Source organism: Vagococcus zengguangii (assembly GCF_005145005.1).
Lineage (GTDB): Bacteria > Bacillota > Bacilli > Lactobacillales > Vagococcaceae > Vagococcus_A > Vagococcus_A zengguangii.
This window is the reverse complement of sequence record NZ_CP039712.1, coordinates 780,523-801,010: the sequence shown is the minus strand read 5'-3', so window position 1 is coordinate 801,010 and position 20,488 is coordinate 780,523. Positions and strand designations below refer to the sequence as shown.

The following is a 20,488-nucleotide window of genomic DNA, read 5'->3' as shown; positions in this document are numbered from 1 at the left end:
TTGCCACTCTCTTCTATGATTTACTCAATTGCTTGATTGCTTCATCTAGCTGTTGATCATTTTCTTGCATAAATTGATACACGTTTTTTTCAATTTGATTAGCCGTCTCTTTATTCACGATACCATCAACCGTTAATTTTTTGGAAGCTTGGAAGGTTTCAACTGCGACTTGTGTCTTTTCGCTAAACTGATCGCTGTCTTTATCAACCTCATAGCCTAATGCTTGTAACATAACATTTAATGATTTTACACTATCACCAGATGAACCTAACTGCATTGAATTAGATTTATCCATTACCATAACTGAATAATAATCTGGGGTTTTCACTTCGATTGTTGGTTCTAAACCTTTTTCGTTAATCCAATTACCTTTTGGTGTTAACCATTTGTTAACCGTTAACTTCAATTCGGTATCCTCAGTTAATGGTTGTACCGTCTGCATGGTTCCTTTACCAAAGGTGGTATCACCCATCACTTTGCCACGCTCGTTTTCTTTGATAGCTGCTGCAAAGATTTCAGAAGCACTCGCACTATTTCCATTAACTAGAACAACGACCGGTTCTGTTATTTTATTGCCATTATCAAATGATTTATCCGCTTCGACTTTTTCTCGATTACCTTGACCATCTTCAACTTGGAAAATAATTTGGTCTTCTTTTAAGAAAGCACTCGCCATTTTGGAAACTTCTTGTAAGCTTCCGCCCGGGTTGTCTCGTAAATCAATTACGAAGCGTTTCGCTCCTTCTTTACGCATTTTGGCTACTGCTTTAAAGAAATCATCTGAAGTATTGCCGTTAAAAGTTGTCACTCTTATTATACCAATCTCTTTATTTTCACTTGCAATTTCAGGATACACTGATTCGATTGGAATCACATTTCGCGTTAACGTCACATCAAACGTTTTACCATCGCGTTCAATCGTTAATTTGACTTGTGTCCCTTTTTCACCACGAATTTGACTCACTACCTCGGTTAAGGTTTGTCCTGTAATATCCTTATCATCTACCTTCAGGATTTTGTCATTAACACGTAATCCTTCTTTTTCAGCTGGAGAACCTTTAATCGGTGGTTCAACGATAAAAGGAACGTCGTTAGCATAAGACATGGTGGCGCCGATTCCTTCAAATTCACCTTCAATCGTTTCATCAATCGAGTCCTTCGATAGGCCGGTTAAAAAGTTTGAATATGGATCCCCAATGGCATCAGTCATGCCAGATAGTGCCCCATTTATTAAGGCTGTTTCATCAATTTCTCCAACATAATTTTGTTTAATAAAATTAAACACATCCTCAACATGTGCAAACTGTTGGTGAGTACTATTTGAACTATTTATATCGCTTCCGAATAATTCATTCCCTTCAACTACTAAATATGTACCACCTATAGCCACACCCGCTGATAAAAGTGCCGTTAAAATCAAATGTTTTGGTGAGAATTTTCTATTAGAATCCATCTATTATCACGTTCCTCTGTTATTTTCCTACTGTTAAGTTTAACACGCATAGTCTTAAAAAAAAAGAATAGAAACTGTAACAGTTTCTATTCTTTCGATTAGTTAAGCCTTAATATTTTAGGGGTTATCCTAAGAAAATGTCGCCAGCTTTTGGATCAACAGAGATTAATTTACCAGCTTCGATTGCTGTTGTTGCATTTGCAGCACCAACGACAACTGGAATACCTTTAGCGATTGCTACAACTGCCGCATGAGAAGTTAAACCACCTTCTTCAACAACTAAAGCACTTGCTAAATCAATAGCAGGCATGTAATCTTTATCAGTTGTTTTAACAACTAATACACTACCTTCTGTCATCTTTTCAACTGCTTCTTCAGCAGTTGTTGCAACAACTGCAACACCTGTTACAGGTTTGTCACCAATTCCTTGACCAGAAACTAGTTTAGAACCGATCATATGAATTTTCATTAAGTTAGTTGTGCCGCGTTCACCAACTGGTACACCCGCTGTAATAATAACTAATTCGCCTTCTTTAGCAAAACCTAAGTCTTGAACTAATTCAGCAGAACGAGCAAACATATCATCAGTAGATTCTGGTTTTTCAGCAACTTCTGGGAATACACCCCAAGTTAATGCTAAGCTACGTGCTTTTCTTTCATCGAATGTCATCGCAACGATGTGAGATTTTGGACGATATTTAGAAATCATTTTCGCAGTGTAACCTGATTCAGTTGCAGCAACGATTGTTTTGATGCCTAAGTTACGCGCAGTATGACCTACTGATTGACCAATTGCTTCAGTTGTATCAGTTTGGCTGAAACGTTTTAAAGCAAACACATCTTGGTCTACTAACGCATCTTCAGTACGTAATGCGATACGTGCCATTGTTGTTACTGCTTCAACTGGGTAATCACCAGCAGCTGTTTCACCAGATAACATGATAGCATCTGTACCATCGTAGATAGCATTGGCAACGTCACTAGCTTCCGCACGTGTTGGACGTGGGTTGTGTTGCATAGAATCTAACATTTGAGTCGCTGTAATAACAGTTTTCCCAACTTCGTTACATTTTTTGATTAATTCTTTTTGGACAACTGGTACTTCTTCAGTTGGGATTTCTACCCCTAAGTCACCACGGGCAACCATTAAACCAGCTGAAACTTTCAAGATGCTGTCGATATTATCAACACCTTCTTGGTTTTCAATTTTAGAAATAATTTGGATGTGAGTTGCATCGTTTTCTTCTAAAATTTTAGTGATTTCTAAAACGTCGCTTGGACGACGAACGAAACTTGCTGCGATAAAGTCAACATCTTGTTCGATACCAAAACGGATATCTGAAGCGTCTTTTTCTGTGATACCAGGTAAGTTAATTGAAGCGCCTGGAACGTTAACGCCTTTTTTGTTTTTCAATGTGCCATCGTTAGAAATACGTGTCACGATTTCTCCGTTAGCGTGATCTAATTCAACTACTTCTAAGTCTACTAAACCATCATCTAAAAGAATGTGGCCGCCAACTTCAACATCGTTGATTAATTCAGGGTAAGTAACTGAAAAACGTTCAGCGTTACCTAAAACTTCTTTCATTGAAATACGGATTGTTTCGCCAGTTTTTAATTCAACTGCGCCGTTTTCCATATCATTTGTACGAATTTCAGGCCCTTTTGTATCTAAAAGAATCGCGATACGTTTACCTGTAATTTTTGCTGCTTCACGAATGTTTTTGATACGGTTGCCATGCTCTTCATAATCACCATGTGAGAAGTTTAAACGACAAACGTTCATCCCAGCATTAATTAATTCTACAAGTGTTTCGACTGTTTCACTTGCAGGTCCAATCGTACATACAATCTTTGTTTTTTTCATGTCATACGCTCCTATTTGTTTATTTTAAAATGAAATTTCTTTATTTAATTTGTATAAAGAAAGATCAGGTTGGTGTTTACCATTTTCAAGTGTATCAATAATATCAGATGCGACAACTTCTTCGTTACGCATACCTACGCATAAACCGCCTTTACCTTCTAATAAAAGTTCAACAGCTTTTGCACCAAATTTACTTGCTAAAACGCGGTCACGAGCTGTTGGAGACCCACCACGAACAACGTGTCCTAAAATTGATACACGTGTATGGAAGTCGCCGTATTCAGCTAATTCCTCTGCAAATTCATTCCCGCCTTTAACACCTTCAGCTAAGATGATTAAGCAATGTTTTTTTCCACGATCGCGGCCTTCTTTAACACGTTGTGCTACTTCAGCCATGTCGAAATCATGTTCCGGAATAATAATATCGTCAGCACCACCTGCAACACCAGCCCAAAGAGCGATGTCACCAGCATTACGTCCCATTACTTCAATAACGAATGTACGAACGTGTGAAGTTGCTGTGTCACGAATTCTGTCAATTGACTCTAATACAGTGTTTGTTGCTGTATCAAATCCGATTGTATAATCAGTTCCTGGAATATCATTATCAATTGTTCCTGGGATACCGATAGCTGGGAAACCATGGCGAGTTAAAGCCATTGCTCCATGATAAGAACCGTCTCCACCGATAACTACTAAGCCATCAATGCCGAATTTTTTAAGTTGTTCGATTCCTTTTAATTGTCCTTCTTCAGTCGCAAACTCAGGGTAACGAGCTGAATATAGGAATGTTCCACCACGTTGGATGATGTCACCAACGTCAGCTACATCTAAACGACGGATGTCACCGGCAACTAAACCAGCGAAACCATAGTTCACACCATAAACTTCTAATCCTTCAAAAATCGCTTTACGTGCAACGGCGCGAACCGCAGCGTTCATACCTGGTGCGTCTCCACCACTAGTTAAAATAGCAATACGCTTCATTCTTTTCCACCTCAAAATATATTTTTACATTCAAAAATAAATGTATAAATTACCAAAACTCAATTACCTATGTATTCTACCATTTTTTCGTAAAATTGTCTTATTAAATATCAAAAAAACATAGAAATTTTCTCATTTGTTTCATTTATCAGTCTATTTATTGAAAACAACATTTTTTTCATCTAATAATTCCACTAACTTTTCTCTTAACTCTGGACTGTCAGCAATCCAAAGTTGTTCATTTAACACCCTACGTTTGTTCGTTTTTTCATCAAATAAAATGACTGGGCAAATGCCATGATGTGTTTGTAAAACTTCTTTAATTTCTGAAAACAATGATTCTTTTTCAACATCTCTCGAAATTTTCAAATAACAAATGGTCGCTCCGATAGCTTGCTCTAAAACTGTAATCGGTTGAAGTTGTTCAACTAATAATTGTCGTTCCTGGTTGTAACGACTCTCTTCCACCTTACCACTCACCCAATAAACTTGGTTGACCTTTATTTGATCATATAACTTACGATACAATATAGGAAAAACGGTCAATGATAAGTCGCCTGTTTCATCAGACACTTCTAAAAAGGCCATTGTTTCTCCTTTTTTTGTACGGATCTCACGTGATTTTTTAAGATAAACAATAAACGACTGATGTTTACCGACTAAAGCCTGTGCGATGTTTGTGGCTTGTTTAACTACTTTTATGCTCTTATACTGATTAACTGGATGACCTGAAACATAAGCCCCTAAAAACTCTTCTTCAAATGACAGTTTCTCTTCTAAGGTATAATCTGGCAACTGGCTTTCTTTTAGCTCTAGTGTCGCTAACATATCAACGCTACCACCGCTAATTAAAACATTCGCGATGCTGCCGTCCAAGTTTTTCATTAAGTCACGACGATTTGGTTCTATTTCATCGAACGCCCCAATCTGAATTAGCGGGGCTAACCAGTCTGGTTTTAGCCACTTATTATCATTTCGAATCAAGAAGTTATCAAAACTTGTATAGGGACCCTGTTCTTTACGTTCAGCAATCAACTCTTTCACAAAATCACGCCGAACGCCTTTAAGCGAACTAAAGCCAAACAAAATTTCATTGGATTTATTTAAAGAGAAACTATAGGACGAGCGATTAATATTAGGCCCTTTGATGACAACGCCATATTTCCTTGCATCCGCGATATATTCTTTAATTTTATCCAAATTATGACGAACAGAATGTAATAACGCAGCAAAAAAAGCAGCTGGATAGTGAACTTTTAAATAGGCCATCTGATAACCCACAAATGAATAGGCCATGGCATGTGAACGGTTAAAGCCATAGTTCGCAAATTTTTCGATATATTGATAGACCTCTTCAGCAACTTGTGGGCTATAACCATTGGCAACTGAACCATCAATAAAATTCTGGCGTTGTTGTTCTAAAACATGTTTGACCTTTTTGCTGACTGCCCGCTGTAAAATATCGGCTTGACCAAGTGTAAAACCAGCCATCTTAGCAGCTACTTGCATAATCTGTTCCTGATAGACAATAATTCCGTAAGTCACATCTAAAATATCTTTTAAACTTTCGTGTGGGTATTGAATCATTTCCTGACCGTGTTTACGACGCACAAAGGTGTCAATATTTTCCATAGGACCTGGACGATACAAGGCGTTAACCGCCGCAATATCTTCGATTGACTCTGGTGAAACTTTACGCAGCACGTTACGAATACCGGCCGATTCAAACTGGAAGACTCCTGCTGTTTGGCCTTTTTTGAATAAAGCAAGCGTATCAGGATCATTCATTGGAATCATTTTTTGCGTCAACTCGGTGCCGGTTGTGCGACGAATGTGTCGCAACGTATCGTCAATAATTGATAAATTACGCAAGCCAAGAAAATCCATTTTTAACAAGCCAATTGCTTCAACATTCCCCATTGTAAACTGAGTTAACGGAATATCTTCAGAACCTTCTTGTAACGGGACAACATCTGTTAACGGTATATCACTAATTACCACACCCGCCGCATGTGTGGAGACATGACGAGGCAAGCCCTCTAATTGCAACGCGACATCAAAAATCAAACGATTGCGTTCAGAACTTTCGATTAATTTTTGCAAATTTTTCGATTTTACTTGGGCTTCTTTAAGCGTAATTTTCAAGACATTTGGAATGGCATTTGACCATTGTGATGCTTCGCTTTGTGAGAGACCAAAGACGCGACAAACATCTCGTAACACCATTTTAGCGGCCATCGTACCAAACGTGGCAATTTGCGCCATGTGATTATCACCATATTTTTGATAAACATAGTGAAGAATTTCATCGCGACGATTATCTGGGATATCTAAATCAATATCGGGCATGCTATTTCGTTCGATATTTAAAAAACGTTCAAACAACAAGTGATATTTAATCGGATCGACATCCGTAATGGATAAAACGTAAGATACTAAAGCACCAGCAGCTGAACCACGGCCAGCTCCTGTTACGACTTGCTGCTCTTCAGCAAAACGCATTACGTCCCAAATAATTAAAAAATAATCGTCAAATCCCATCTGATGAATAACGGCTAATTCTTTTTCTAAACGTTCAACATAACATTCGTCAAAGTCTGGTACACGTTTTGGTAAAAACTCAAAACACAGTTGGCGCAAATATTCGCCCGCTGACACACCTGCAGGGGTATCAAAATGTGGCAATAAACTTTGGCTAAAGTCCATCTCGAATTGACATTGCTTCGCTAATTGACTCGCTGCTTCGATTGCTTGGGTTAAGTTTCTTTCAGCATAGACCTGGGCAACCGATGTTGGATTTTGCAAATAATAAGAACCCGCCGCTTGATAATCGAGTGTTTCTAAGCGTGTACCTTCGTCAATATGATGTAAAATTTCTAACGAAAAATGATCGCTTGGCAATAAATAACGACTATTTTCAAACGCTATAATTGCTAGCCCTAATTTTTCGTATGCTTGCGTTAAGGCTTCCCATTTATTATCGGCCAAATAATTAGCCATGCCACCATAAACACTGTCCTGGCCAGCATATTCTAATAACTGCTTTAAAACCGGAACAAAGCGCTCAAGTTCCCCTTTTTTCAAATAATAATTCAGCTGTGAATCTTCAGCTGGTACGATCACAAACAAATCAGCTAAATAAGGTAACAGCTCTTCTAATAGTAATGGTTTACGTTGATCCAACATTTTCAACGTTGAAAGATTGATTAACTGTTGGTAACCTCGTTTGTTTTTGGCATAAAAAACTAATTTAAATGTGACATGTTCTAACGTTGCGACCGTATATTCTATCGTGACACCGATGAGCGGATGGATGTTTGCAGCTTGACAGGCACGATAAAAGTCGGCTACGCCTGACATCGTATTAACATCAGCGATTCCTAATGCGGTCACACCTAATTTTTTCGCTTGCTCGACTAAATCGGGAATTCGATTCGTACTTTGCAATAGCGAAAAGGCCGTTTGATTGTATAATTGCACCTTTTCCATAGACATCCAACCTCCTTTTCCACCTTTTAGTATACCATGAAATCACTATTCTGACGTATTATCTCAATTGCGCAAATAAATTCAGGAGGAATGCTAGACTTTTAAAGACTATGTGATAAAATAAACGTGAGGAAAGAGGTGTCGTTAATGAGATTTATTATCGTATTACTTTCAGGTTTAATTATTGGCCAAATGATTGGCTATTTAGGAGCTGCTTTAAGTCACACAGCCTACACGCCTGTATCGGCTTTAATCGGTTCTCTTGTCTTAGTCGCTATTGTTTACATTATTGGCGAACTAACATCATCAAAGAAAAGCGTAAAATAAAAACATCAGCTTTGAACATTACGATTCGTAATCATCAAAGCTGATGTTTTTGTTATTTAGCTGTCCACGCAAAGCCTATGGTCTTCTCGCCAACATGGGTTCCCACAACTGGTCCTAAATGACCAATCTCAATTTGAATACCCGGACATTTTTCTTCTAATTTAATTTTCTCAATTTCCGCGATTTGTAAACTATTCGCATGAATTAAATAATAAATATGCTCGGCTTTAGCTTTCTTGTAGTGCTTAGCCACAAGATCTTCAGCGCGTGCAAAGGCTTTTTTAGATGAACGAATTTTTTCAGACAACACGATTGATCCTTGATCGAATTTTAATACGGGTTTAATTTTTAATAAACTACCAATAATTGCTGAACTATTTTTTAAGCGACCACCACGTACTAAATGATTCAAATCATCTACGATTAGAAACGCTTCGGTATTATCACGAATGTATTCTAACCTTGAAATAATGTCATCTAATGATTCGTCAGCTTGTGACATTTCTAATGCTACTTTGACCATGTGACCCATCGGCATACTTGTAATCTTCGAATCAAATGGAATCACTTCGATTTCTTCTATACCAGGAGACATACCAATCAAATTGTTAATAAACCCTGAAATACCAGAAGATAGGTGGATACTTATCACGCGCTCATAACCTGCTTTGGCTAAAGAATTGTAGGTTTCTAACACTTCTCCAATCGACGGTTGTGACGTACTAGGTAGCTCTTTACTTGCCTTAAGCAACTGATAAAACTGACCTTCATCGGCTACATCTACGCCTTCATTGTAAATTTTTCCATCAATAATAACTGGAATAGGAATGACGTATACATCCGGATGGTTCTTGATGTTTTCAGGTAAAAATGCCGTACTATCCGTAACTATAGCTGTTTTCATTATATTCTCCTTTCCCCTAACGATACTCCCCACTATATCATATTTTAAAAAGGCCTTAAATAAACTTTAACATTATTCAAAAAAACTTAAGAATTCATTTTTGTATTCCCTTAACAATTGGTTATTCGTGAGATGTTTAAATTCATAATCCGATTGCTCTTCAAATGTGATATCTTTTGCCAATGAGCTAATTTCTTTCAAATTAAAATCATTCACAGAGTATCCAATTAAAAGGCCTAGGGATTTAGGTAAACGCCATAAATGTGACTTTGCAAATCCTTGCGTTATTGTTGTTTCAGCTAACACTTCAATTGCCTTTTGTTGAATCTTTCCGGTTCCCGGATTAAAAGCTGTATCAAGTAATTTTACAAGCTCATCTTCAGAGTACGTCTTTGCCACCATTTGTTGAACGATTAACTGACTAGCATAAGGCGTCATAATCATGTAATGCTCCATCTTTAAATCGGACGCTTTTTCCAACTCCTTAATAAAACTAGGCAAGCCTTCAGAATAATAAAGTTCCTCAATCGAACCACTCTCCTGACTTAAGCGTGTTGAGGGCGGTATAGTCATTAATTTCAGCTGATTCAACTTCTTATCGTATTTCACAACGGAAACTAATTCAAGCTTTGATTCGTTCGCGGATTGATTAACCACTAAGGTATAAACCTCATGATCTTTATTGTCTTTTAAATTAGTTGCTACAACGACGGGCTCGACATACTCCGAATCGTACTTAGCTTCTTTCAAACCTGTACGGTATTCAAACAAAACAAAACCTAACACAATAACCAGCGCCATAAATAATAATTGGTTTATCACATAAATAATGGCTGCAGCAGCCGATATCTGCTCCACCTTTTGTTTCCTGCTATTTTTCATCTATTCTCCTCGATTCATTAGAACACGTAATCTATCGTACTAATTACATTCATAGGATTATTTAACTATAGACTCTAACATTTGACTAGCAATTTGATTAACTGTTAACTTGGAAACGTCTATTACAACATCTGCAACGGCCTCGTACAGAACACGACGCTCCTGTTCAATCTTAGCTAAATCATTTTTAGAGGATTGATTTGCTATAGGTCGACTGTTTTGTTTATCCTCAGTAATTCGTTTATAATAAGTATCAAAATCCGCTTGCAACCATACAACCGTTTTGAATGACGCCTTCAGAATATGACGGTTTTCTTCTGATAAAACGATGCCACCACCAGTTGAAATAATCGCTGGCATGTTAATCACTTGTCTCAAGCATGTCGTTTCGATATGACGAAACTCTCTTTCTCCTTGTGTCGAAAAAATAGTTGGAATAGTTTGCCCCGTTGTTGTTTCAATTAGTCGATCCAAATCAACAACTGGTAAAGATGTCTGTTGGCTCAACGCTTGAGCAACACTACTTTTCCCGCTCCCCATAAATCCAACTAATACAATGCCGTCGTTCATAGTCCTTCACCAATTAAGCTACCTAAATCTGAAAAGAAACTTGGATAAGAAACCGCTACTGCTTCAGCATTTAATAGCTCTACTGTACCCGATTCGACTATTAAACTCGCAATCGCCAACATCATACCAATCCGGTGATCACCGTGAGAATCTACCACTGCACCATGTAACTTAGTTGGGCCGTTAATAATCAAACCATCATCCGTTGTTTCGATATTGGCACCCATTTTACGAAGTTCTGAAGCCGTCACATCAATACGATTAGTTTCTTTTACTTTCAATTCTTCTGCATCGCGAATAACCGTTGTTCCTTCTGCTTGGGTTGCTAACAATGCAATAATTGGTAATTCATCAATTAATCTTGGAATTAACGCTCCTTCAATGATTGTTGCTTGTAGCTGACTCGAATGCACCTGCAATGTCGCCGATTGATTCTCCAAGTCCCGATCACGAATAAACAACGAGCCTTGCATCGCTTCAATCACTTCAAGAATACCGGCTCTAGTTGCAGTGATGCCCACATTAGGTAATGTCACTTCACTATCTTTAGCAATTAAACCGGCAACTAAGAAAAAGGCGGCCGATGAAATATCCCCAGGCACCATCATCTCTTGACCAATTAAACGTTGGGGGCCTTTTAAACGAATTTCTTTCCCGTTAATCTCAATGTCCCCACCAAATTGGCGAATCATATCTTCGGTATGGTCGCGAGTCTTTTCCTTTTCAATGACAATTGTTTCTCCTTTTGCATGTAACCCCGCTAATAAAATAGCTGACTTTACTTGGGCACTTGCAACGGGCATCCGATACGTTATCCCTTGAAGCTTATTGGTCCCCTTAATAGTAATGGGTGCATAATTTTCTTCGCGAGCACTTACCTGAGCCTTCATTTGTAAAAGTGGTATCAGAACTCGTGCCATCGGTCGTTTTGCAATCGATACATCGCCAAAAAGTGTCACATCGATTGGACTAGCAGCTAATAAACCTGTAACAAGTCGAATAGTCGTCCCTGAATTCCCTATATCAACTGCCTGTCTAGGAGATCGAAAAGCTTCAATCCCATGACCTTCGATGACTAATTGCATCCCTTCACGTTCAATTTTTACGCCCAATGCTTGAAATAACTTCAGTGTCGATAGGCAATCTTCAGCTTCTAAAAAACCTGTCACACGAGTAATTCCGTGAGCCAACGCACCAAACATAATGCTACGATGGGAAATCGACTTATCACCTGGCACTCGAACCGTGCCTATTAATTGTTGTTGATTGGTCAATAACTTCATCAAATGACACTCCTTAGTATTTTTTGACTGTTTCACGATATAAAGCCAATTGTTGTTTTAAGCGTTCAAACGCATCTGCTTCAAATTTATTTAATATTTCTTTTGCAACCTCAGTAGCCACCACATACTCCGCAATGACACTCGCAGCAGGTACCGCACAACTATCAGAACGTTCAACACTTGCTTTGTAAGGCTCTTTCGTATCGATATTCACACTCATTAATGGTTTATATAACGTTGGGATAGGTTTCATCACTCCACGTACGATAATTGGCATACCGTTTGTCATTCCACCTTCAAAGCCACCTAAGTGATTACTTGTGCGAATGTAACCTTGTGCCTCATCCCAAATAATTTCATCCATCACTTGACTACCAGGTAAATTGGCGGCTTCAAACCCCACACCAAACTCGACACCTTTGAAAGCGTTTATACTCATCATTGCTTGAGCAATCTTACCATCAAATTTATTGTCCCAATGCGTGTAACTACCTAAACCTATTGGCACACCACCAACGACCACTTCAACAACACCGCCGACTGTATCCCCATCGTGTTTTGCTTGGTCAATGACATCCTTCATTTGTTGCTCAACATTTGTATCTAAACAACGTACTTCCGAAGCTTCAGCTAAAGTTTGAATGTCTGTTAGTGTATATGTTGGGGCTAAATTAGCTTTAACACCACCAATTGTCACAACATGACTCGCCACTTCGATTCCTAATTCTTTCAAAAGTTTTTTCGCTACGGCACCCACTGCCACACGCATCGTCGTTTCACGCGCAGAAGAACGCTCTAAAACATTACGCAAATCATCAAATGCGTACTTTTGTCCACCAACTAAATCCGCATGTCCTGGACGAGGTTTGGCTACCCTACGTTTAAGCTTTTCTTTATCTGTTACAGCTTCTGTCGACATGACTGATTGCCAGTTTTTCCAATCTTTATTTTCAACCACCAAGGTAATCGGTGATCCTAATGTTTTACCATGGCGAATGCCTGATGTGATGCGGACACGATCTTTTTCAATCAACATTCTACCACCACGACCATAGCCTTTTTGACGACGACTTAACGCTTCGTTAATATCCTCTTCTGATAAGGGCAGCCCAGCCGGAACCCCCTCAATAATCGTTGTTAATTCTGGTCCATGTGATTCACCAGCTGTTAAAAATCGCATGTTCTCACCTTCTAATCTATTATTTCTAAATAATCTTTCATTTCTTCAATCGGCACTTGTTGGATTTTAGCTTGCCCAATGGTTGGGACTATTATTAATTTCAACTGCTTCCCACGAGCTTTTTTATCATGAGTTAACGCTTGATATAATCTTTTTGGCTCTAACGCTGGCATGGAAGTTGGCAAGTTGAATTTTGTTAGTAATTGTATTAATTCAGCTGTTACGCCTGGAGCTACTAGACCTTTTTGCTCTGCTATTTTTGAAACTTGAACCATTCCAATAGCAACAGCTTCCCCGTGAGTAATTTGACCATAACCCGCTTGATTTTCAATCGCATGGCCAATCGTATGGCCAAAATTTAAAATTAAACGCTCACCATTATCAAATTCATCTGTTTCGACAATACGCGCTTTGATTTGACAACACGCATGAATAATTGATTCAGCCTGTGTTATCAACTTCTCCTTATCAGGAAGAGATTGCAAGGTTTGCCATAAGTCTACATCTGAAATCGCGGCTGATTTGACAATTTCAGCAATCCCTTCACTAATTCGTCGTTTTGGCAAAGTCTGTAGTGTCTCAGGATCAATTAAAACAGCCGTTGGTTGAGCGAACGTACCGACTAAATTTTTAGCAGATGAGGTATTAACCGCTGTTTTTCCCCCCACGCTACTATCAACCTGTGCTAGCAAAGTCGTTGGAACTTGCACAAAACTTACACCTCGCATGTAAGTAGACGCAACAAAAGCGCCTAAATCACCGACTACACCTCCGCCTAAAACAACAATGCTGTCAGACCGTGTCATCCCAAAGTCAGCTAATTGCTCATATAGCATCGCGGCAGTTGCCAAACTTTTACTCACTTCTCCTGGTGCAACTTGTAGCAACGTCGCCGTATACCCATTTGCTGTTAGCGAAGTTAGGACGGTTTCTCCATACAGACTCGCAACGGTTTGATCAGTAATTATAGCTAATTTCCGAGGACCCCATTTTTTCGTTAGCCAGGTTCCAATTTGTGATAGGCTTCCTTTTTCTATCAAAATAGCGTATTGATGATTGGCTAATTTAACCGTTAATTCCATGGCAGCTATCCTCCTTATAGACTATACTAATTTAATCTCACGAATCTTGGTCATTGCCTCATTCATAATATCCACTTGCTGCATCATATTTAAATAGTTCTTTTCATTTAAGGATTGTTGTCCATCTGACCATGCCTCTGCTGGATTAGGATGAATTTCGACAATTAAACCATCTGCTCCCGCTGCTACTCCTGCAATCGCCATCGCTGGCACATAATCCCAGACACCAACTCCGTGACTTGGATCGGCAATAATTGGGAAATGACTCAATTTCTTGATAACTGGTATCGCACTCAAATCAAAGGTATTGCGAGTCGCCGTTTCGTAAGTTCGAATGCCTCGTTCAACAAAAATAATATTCATATTACCTTGATTAGCAATATATTCAGCAGCATTTAGCCATTCATCAATTGTTCCAGCAATCCCACGCTTTAATGCAACGGGTTTGCCTGTTTTACCCACAGCCTGTAATAACTTAAAGTTCTGCATGTTACGGGCCCCAATTTGTAAAATATCGGCGTATTGACAAACTAATTCCAAATTAGCTTCATCCATCACTTCCGTAATCACCTTCATGTCATAGTAATCTGCTGCCCGGCGAATATACTTCAATCCTTCTTCTTCTAGCCCTTGAAAAGCATAAGGTGATGTTCTCGGTTTGAAGGCTCCACCACGTAAGACTGTCGCGCCACCGGCTTTAGCGATACGAGCACATTCCATAATTTGATCTAATCCTTCGATAGAACAGGGACCTGCCATCATCACAAAATGACCTTCTCCAATTTTTAAATCACCGACCTCAACAATCGTGTCGCTCGGATGAAATTCACGACTTGTCAATTTGTAACTACTTGACACACGAACAGTACGTTCCACTCCATCGTAGATATTAAAACCACCGGTACTTAATCTCTGAACATCTCCAGCAACACCAATCGTCACTTGATGATCTAACTGACTTAAATAAGCCGTCATCCCCTCTGATTCAATACGTTCAACGACCGTGTTTATTTGTTCTGTAGTTGCTTCTGGTTTCATAATAATAATCATTGCTTATTTTTCTCCTCAATTAATTGCGTAAGTTGTTGGTAAATTGGCTCAGGATCGACTTGCTGGCCGGTCCACAATTCAAAAGCAGCCAGTGCTTGAAATAACAGCATCCCGACCCCGTTGTATGTTTTACACCCTTGTTGTTGAGCCATCGCCAAAAATGGTGTCGTTAATGGTTGATAAATAATATCGATGACAAGCGGTTTTGATGTCAGCCAATCTGCCTCGATTAATCGTTCTTGCGTTTGCCCGGTCATACCAACGTTGGTTGTATTAACAATCATGGTTGCCTGTTGACACGCCAATTTCAACTCTGATGCTTCAAACGGTATTACGTCAATTTCACAACTAATTTCTTCAGCAATTTGACGCAACTTAGTTTTAATTGCCTCAAATGTTTCATTTTGACGCTTTGCTACCACTAGCTGAGCAACACCAGCTTGTGCTAAAGCATAAATAATTGCCATCGCCGCACCACCAGCACCTAAAATTAACACACGTTGCGAGGTTAACTCTATCCCGTAAAAGTTCAAACTATTCACGAACCCGACGCCATCTGTATTATAACCAATTAGTCGTCCATCACGATTGACCACCGTATTCATGGCACCTAACTTGGTCACTTCACCAGACAACTCGTCCATGTGCGCAATCGCTAACTGTTTATAGGGCATCGATAAATTCACGCCGTACATATGCCAACTTTTAATCATACTAATACTATCAGCCAAAGACGTTTCTTCGATTTCAAACGCTAAATAAACGCCGTCTTCACCACTTTGCGTAAACGCCAAATTATGAATAAATGGGGATAAACTATGTTTAATGGGTTTAGCCAAAACGGCTGCCATTCTTGTGGTTCCAGTTATCATTTCTTCACCTCGATAAAAAAAGACGCTAATCCAAAAATAAACTATGGATTAAACGTCTTGTAAAGTTTCATGTTAAATATTTATGATGTTTATGGTTTTTCGACGCTAATTGTTAATTGTCTTTTCACAACTAACTCTCCTACAAATTATAGGCTTTTGACCATAAAAAGTCAATCTAGCCAGGGCTTTAATACACAAACTTATGGCTAGTTATTGGCTGCTTTTTAAAGGCAAAGTGATGATAAAACGTGTGCCTTTAGGTTGGTTGAGTTCAGCAACAATACTCCCACCGTGACTGCTTGTTATCCATTTAGCAATGGATAACCCTAAACCATGACCACCTGTGTCGCGTTGTCGGGCACTATCTTCACGGTAAAAACGTTCAAAAATTCGTGATAAATCTTCCTCTTTAACGCCAATACCTGTATCAGAAATAATAAGTTCCCAATTCTGAGCGCTTTGTTTACTGCTTATAGTAATAGAATCGGATTCTTCTGTGTATTTTAATGCGTTGTCTAATAAGATAACTAATAATTGTTTCATCAAATTACGATCAAATGACACTTCTAATAGTTGATTTTCTTCAATAATCAGTTGTTTATCGTCCAACTCGGAAATTTCAATAAAAGGATTCACCACTTCTTTAATAAATGAATCTGTCATCTGACGTTCTTTGTTCACTACTAGTTGGTTCCCGTCAGAACGTGCCAACATTAACAAACTATTGGTCAATTGACCTAAACGTTTCGCTTCACTTAGCGCAATCGCAATCGATTCTGATTCTTCCATAACAGTGTGTTGAGGATTGATAAACAGTTTCTCTAACTTAGCTTGTATAACTGTCAAGGGTGTTCTCAACTCATGAGACGCATTTTCTACAAACTCTTGTTGTTTTTTCCATGATTTAATAATTGGCTGTAAGTTTAATTTAGCCAAGTAATAACTCACCCATAAAGAAATAAGCCCAAAAACTACCATACAGACAATCAAGATTTTTTGAAACATAACCAGTGATTCTTCTAACGAATTAGTATTGGATAATAGTTGCGCGTAGGGAATGACCGAATTCCCTGTTTCAACAAGCAACGAACGAAAACGTAATCCTTGATATTGGTCAGTATCTAACGAAATCGTTTCAATTTTCCCCGCCCGTTGTGGGTTCAATTTTAAATTAGAAAAATTTTCCAAACGGCTACCTAAACCCAACCCATTGGCAATTGTCCCGTCACTTGCCCACAAGACCACTTGCGTTTGAAAAGAGTTAACATCACTACTCCCTTGATTACTAGGCGGCAAATTGTACGAATCGTCATTTGATTCTTGCAAAGAACGCATCAATTCACGAGCAATTAGGTACTTATCCTGAGAAGACCTCACTAGTTCTTCGTCGATATTACGATATAAAGAACTCGTAATCAGTCCATTAACGATAAAACCTAAAAATAAGAAAATCAATGCAAAGGATAACGCATTCCTGAAAAACAAAGAGCGTAAATGACGACTCTCACTATTCATTTTCATTCACCGCTAAAATATATCCGACATTTCGAATAGTATTAATTAACAAATTACTTTGCCCTTTAGCCAATTTTTTACGTAAATGACTCATGTAAACTTCCACAACAGAATAAGATGTTTCCGAATCAAATCCCCAAATACGTTGAAAAATCTGTTCCTTTGTTAAAATACGATTCTTTTGTTGCATCAGATAGACTAGTAAATCAAATTCTTTTCCGTTTAACTCTATGTCGTTGTCCGCTACTGTTACTTGGTGAGAATTAAGCGCAACTTTTGTGTTTCCCAGACTCAGCTGGTTATCACCAACTAAATTTAGACTACGCTTCAACATCGCCATCACGCGTAATAATAATTCTTCACGGTGAAAGGGCTTTGTTAAATAATCGTCTGCCCCCTCTTGAAACCCTTTAATTTTATCTTCTAGGCTATCTTTTGCTGTTAGCATTAATACCGGAATCGTCAAGCCAGCTTCTCTAATTTTCTCTAAAATTTGGTAACCATTTAAACCTGGTAACATCACATCTAAAATCAATGCATCATATTCATTTTCGGTCGCTTCATAATAACCTTCATCACCTGTATAAACTTGTGTGACATCCCCAACCTCAGATAAGATCTCAGCGACACTATCTGATAATAACTTATCGTCTTCTACTAATAATAACTTAATCATACTGTCACCTCTTCTACACTCATTATAACTAACAGTCTATCAAATCAACCCTAAAATTACCTTAAAAACTATTAAAACTATTCCTAAAAAAAGCATATTTCTCTGGAAATAGCACTTAACACCTCATTATCGAACACATCATGCTATAATGACAATAACATTATTATAGGAGGTTATTGTTATACTTATGGAGAGTTCTCAATTCTTTTACTTATTTTTATTAATCATCCCACTGATTTTATGTGTTTGGTCGCTGGTTAAACGACCAACGAGTTTATTCACAGGAGCATTATCGTGTTATATGTTGGCGATGCTTGGTTTCTTTGGTGTCATTCAATTAGAAAACATCTCACCCATACTCGCTTATGTAATCGCGGTACCCATCGCTATCGTACTAGTATTGCTTTCTATTTTTGGTATATACGCCATGATAGTTGCCCTTTTTTGGAACGAACGTGTTTTGCTTAAATACGAACGAAAAACTTTTGCTAACTATCTACCGCTACTAGTTGCCACTGCGCTATTGATTTTAGCTGTCACGAACTTTATTCAGAACTATTATTTTAGTGATGTTAAATGGATTACGACACCTTTTTCATTTGTGATTACCATCGCTTCATATTTTGCAGCTGTCTTTTTCTTTTTTAGCGTTACAGCTATTTTATACAATATATTACCAATCAGAGGCAAAGTTGATTACATTATAATTTTAGGAGCTGGCTTAAACAAGGACAAAGTGACCCCACTACTGGCTTCACGTATTGAAGCTGGTGTCAAATTATATTACGCTCAACAAAAAAAATATCAACACGCACCGACGATTATTGTTTCCGGTGGACAAGGTCCTGACGAAGCTGTTTCAGAAAGCTTTGCGATGGCTGAATATATTAAAGAAAAATATCCCGATATAACAACTGTATTGCTTGAAGACCAATCCACCAACACAGAAGAAAATTTACGTTTTTCTGAACAAGTTGCACAACAACAAGGTGAAACACGTACATTCAAACAATGCAATGTCGTTGTGGCGACCAACAATTATCATTTATTACGTGCGGGGAAATTAGCCAAATTACAAGGACTAAATGTTCAAGGTGTTGGCTCTAAAACAAGATGGTTCTATTTACCAACAGCTTTTATTCGCGAATATATTGGTTACTTAGTTCTAACTAAGAAAAAACACTTAATCATTATTTTATTGCTATTTGTTACCACCATTGGAGCTGAACTTTTCGAATGGATTGTTTCAAAGCTAATCTAAATAAACGTATAATTAAGACACCTATGCTACAATATAATTAAATTATCATATTTTTAATAAAGAAAGGTCGATTTCGATGGAACAAATCAAAGATCATCAAAAAATAATATTGATTGGTAACGGAGCCGTTGGTTCCAGTTATGCATTTGCTTTAGTGACACAAAATATTGGCCAAGAATTAGGTATCATTGATGTCAATACTGATAAAGCTGAAGGTGATGCTATTGACTTATCACATGCGTTGGCTTTTACTTCACCAAAAAAAATCTATGCTGCAAGTTACGATGATTGTCATGATGCTGATATCGTGGTGATTACAGCTGGTGCCGCTCAAAAACCTGGTGAAACAAGATTAGACTTAGTTCACAAAAATATGAAGATTTTCAAAGAAATCGTGACTAACGTTGTTAAGTCTGGTTTCGACGGCATTTTCTTAGTTGCAACGAACCCTGTTGATATTTTAACGTATGCGACTTGGAAATTTTCAGGTTTTCCTAAACATCGCGTCATTGGCTCAGGTACTTCACTTGACTCAGCACGTTTCCGTCAAGCTATCTCTGAATTAGTCGGCGTTGATCCACGTAACGTTCATGGCTATATTTTAGGCGAACATGGTGATACTGAATTCCCTGTCTGGTCTCATGCGAACATTGCAGGCTTGCAAATTTATGAATGGGTCAAATCCCATCCCGAAGTTGATGAAGAAGCCTTAGTCAATATGTTCTTTGAAGTACGAGATGCGGCTTATACCATCATTAATAAAAAGGGCGCAACGTACTATGGAATCGCAGTTGCCCTAGCGAGAATTACCAAAGCCATTTTAAATGACGAAGATTCTATTCTACCTCTTTCCGTTTATTTAGACGGCGAATATGGGCAACAAGATATTTATATAGGGGCACCAGCCGTTGTCAATCGACAAGGTATTAAAGAAGTACTAGAGATTCCATTAACCCATGCTGAAAAAGAAAAAATGGCGCACTCAGCCACAACCTTAAAAGACGTCTTAAATGAAGCATTCGAAAAATTCGAATCCGAAAAATAAAATAATAAAAATAAGCCCCACCAAAGCTAATAGGCATTTGGTGGG

The 20,488-nt window shown here is 38.3% G+C and carries 17 protein-coding genes; 3 read left to right on the top strand and 14 right to left on the bottom strand.

What is annotated here, in order from left to right:
• Positions 1 to 13: 13 nt before the first annotated feature.
• The 4 genes from FA707_RS03815 to dnaE all read right to left on the bottom strand — a co-directional run bounded on the left by FA707_RS03815 (position 14) and on the right by dnaE (position 7,796).
• Positions 14 to 1,453: a S41 family peptidase gene (locus FA707_RS03815; protein WP_136952974.1), complete on the bottom strand. Its 1,440-nt coding sequence runs from the start codon at positions 1,451 to 1,453 to the stop codon at positions 14 to 16.
• A gap of 124 nt (positions 1,454 to 1,577) precedes the next feature.
• A complete protein-coding gene (gene pyk, locus FA707_RS03810) occupies positions 1,578 to 3,320 on the bottom strand; it encodes a pyruvate kinase (RefSeq protein ID WP_136952973.1) in 1,743 nt (580 codons plus the stop codon).
• Positions 3,321 to 3,344: 24 nt separating this feature from the next.
• A complete protein-coding gene (gene pfkA / locus FA707_RS03805) occupies positions 3,345 to 4,307 on the bottom strand; it encodes a 6-phosphofructokinase (RefSeq protein ID WP_136952972.1) in 963 nt (320 codons plus the stop codon).
• Between the two features lie 153 nt (positions 4,308 to 4,460).
• Positions 4,461 to 7,796: a DNA polymerase III subunit alpha gene (gene dnaE, locus FA707_RS03800; RefSeq protein WP_136954176.1), complete on the bottom strand. Its 3,336-nt coding sequence runs from the start codon at positions 7,794 to 7,796 to the stop codon at positions 4,461 to 4,463.
• Between the two features lie 147 nt (positions 7,797 to 7,943).
• Between dnaE and FA707_RS03795 the strand changes: the two genes are divergently transcribed.
• Positions 7,944 to 8,123: a DUF2929 family protein gene (locus FA707_RS03795; RefSeq protein WP_136952971.1), complete on the top strand. Its 180-nt coding sequence runs from the start codon at positions 7,944 to 7,946 to the stop codon at positions 8,121 to 8,123.
• Between the two features lie 52 nt (positions 8,124 to 8,175).
• On the opposite strand, the gene fakB is transcribed toward FA707_RS03795, so the two are convergent.
• From fakB to FA707_RS03745, 10 genes are all read right to left on the bottom strand, one after another.
• A complete protein-coding gene (fakB, locus tag FA707_RS03790) occupies positions 8,176 to 9,027 on the bottom strand; it encodes a fatty acid kinase binding subunit FakB (RefSeq protein WP_136952970.1) in 852 nt (283 codons plus the stop codon).
• A 72-nt stretch (positions 9,028 to 9,099) separates the two neighbouring features.
• Positions 9,100 to 9,909: a hypothetical protein gene (locus FA707_RS03785; protein ID WP_136952969.1), complete on the bottom strand. Its 810-nt coding sequence runs from the start codon at positions 9,907 to 9,909 to the stop codon at positions 9,100 to 9,102.
• A gap of 57 nt (positions 9,910 to 9,966) precedes the next feature.
• On the bottom strand, positions 9,967 to 10,479 hold the full coding sequence (locus tag FA707_RS03780; RefSeq protein WP_136952968.1) for a shikimate kinase: 513 nt from the start codon (positions 10,477 to 10,479) through the stop codon (positions 9,967 to 9,969).
• Positions 10,476 to 11,762 carry a 3-phosphoshikimate 1-carboxyvinyltransferase gene (aroA, locus tag FA707_RS03775; RefSeq protein ID WP_136952967.1) on the bottom strand — a complete coding sequence of 429 codons (1,287 nt, stop codon included), beginning with the start codon at positions 11,760 to 11,762 and terminating at the stop codon, positions 10,476 to 10,478. Before aroA ends, FA707_RS03780 begins: the two co-directional genes overlap by 4 nt.
• A 13-nt stretch (positions 11,763 to 11,775) precedes the next feature.
• Positions 11,776 to 12,942 carry a chorismate synthase gene (gene aroC / locus FA707_RS03770; RefSeq protein ID WP_136952966.1) on the bottom strand — a complete coding sequence of 389 codons (1,167 nt, stop codon included), beginning with the start codon at positions 12,940 to 12,942 and terminating at the stop codon, positions 11,776 to 11,778.
• A gap of 11 nt (positions 12,943 to 12,953) precedes the next feature.
• Positions 12,954 to 14,024 carry a 3-dehydroquinate synthase gene (aroB, locus tag FA707_RS03765; protein ID WP_136952965.1) on the bottom strand — a complete coding sequence of 357 codons (1,071 nt, stop codon included), beginning with the start codon at positions 14,022 to 14,024 and terminating at the stop codon, positions 12,954 to 12,956.
• 21 nt (positions 14,025 to 14,045) lie between these two features.
• Positions 14,046 to 15,074: a 3-deoxy-7-phosphoheptulonate synthase gene (gene aroF, locus FA707_RS03760; RefSeq protein ID WP_136952964.1), complete on the bottom strand. Its 1,029-nt coding sequence runs from the start codon at positions 15,072 to 15,074 to the stop codon at positions 14,046 to 14,048.
• Positions 15,071 to 15,946 carry a shikimate dehydrogenase gene (gene aroE / locus FA707_RS03755; protein WP_136952963.1) on the bottom strand — a complete coding sequence of 292 codons (876 nt, stop codon included), beginning with the start codon at positions 15,944 to 15,946 and terminating at the stop codon, positions 15,071 to 15,073. The genes aroF and aroE overlap by 4 nt, the downstream gene beginning before the upstream one ends.
• A gap of 210 nt (positions 15,947 to 16,156) precedes the next feature.
• A complete protein-coding gene (locus FA707_RS03750) occupies positions 16,157 to 17,461 on the bottom strand; it encodes a sensor histidine kinase (protein WP_136954175.1) in 1,305 nt (434 codons plus the stop codon).
• Positions 17,454 to 18,137 (bottom strand): response regulator transcription factor, encoded by a 684-nt coding sequence (locus tag FA707_RS03745; RefSeq protein ID WP_136952962.1) that lies wholly within the window; start codon positions 18,135 to 18,137, stop codon positions 17,454 to 17,456. The genes FA707_RS03750 and FA707_RS03745 overlap by 8 nt, the downstream gene beginning before the upstream one ends.
• 187 nt (positions 18,138 to 18,324) lie before the next feature.
• On the opposite strand from FA707_RS03745, the gene FA707_RS03740 reads away from it, so the two are divergent.
• Positions 18,325 to 19,398, top strand: coding sequence for a YdcF family protein (locus FA707_RS03740; protein ID WP_136952961.1), 1,074 nt, complete (start codon positions 18,325 to 18,327; stop codon positions 19,396 to 19,398).
• Positions 19,399 to 19,474: 76 nt separating this feature from the next.
• Complete coding sequence (locus tag FA707_RS03735) at positions 19,475 to 20,443, top strand: L-lactate dehydrogenase (protein ID WP_136952960.1); 969 nt, start codon at positions 19,475 to 19,477, stop codon at positions 20,441 to 20,443.
• Positions 20,444 to 20,488: the final 45 nt, after the last annotated feature.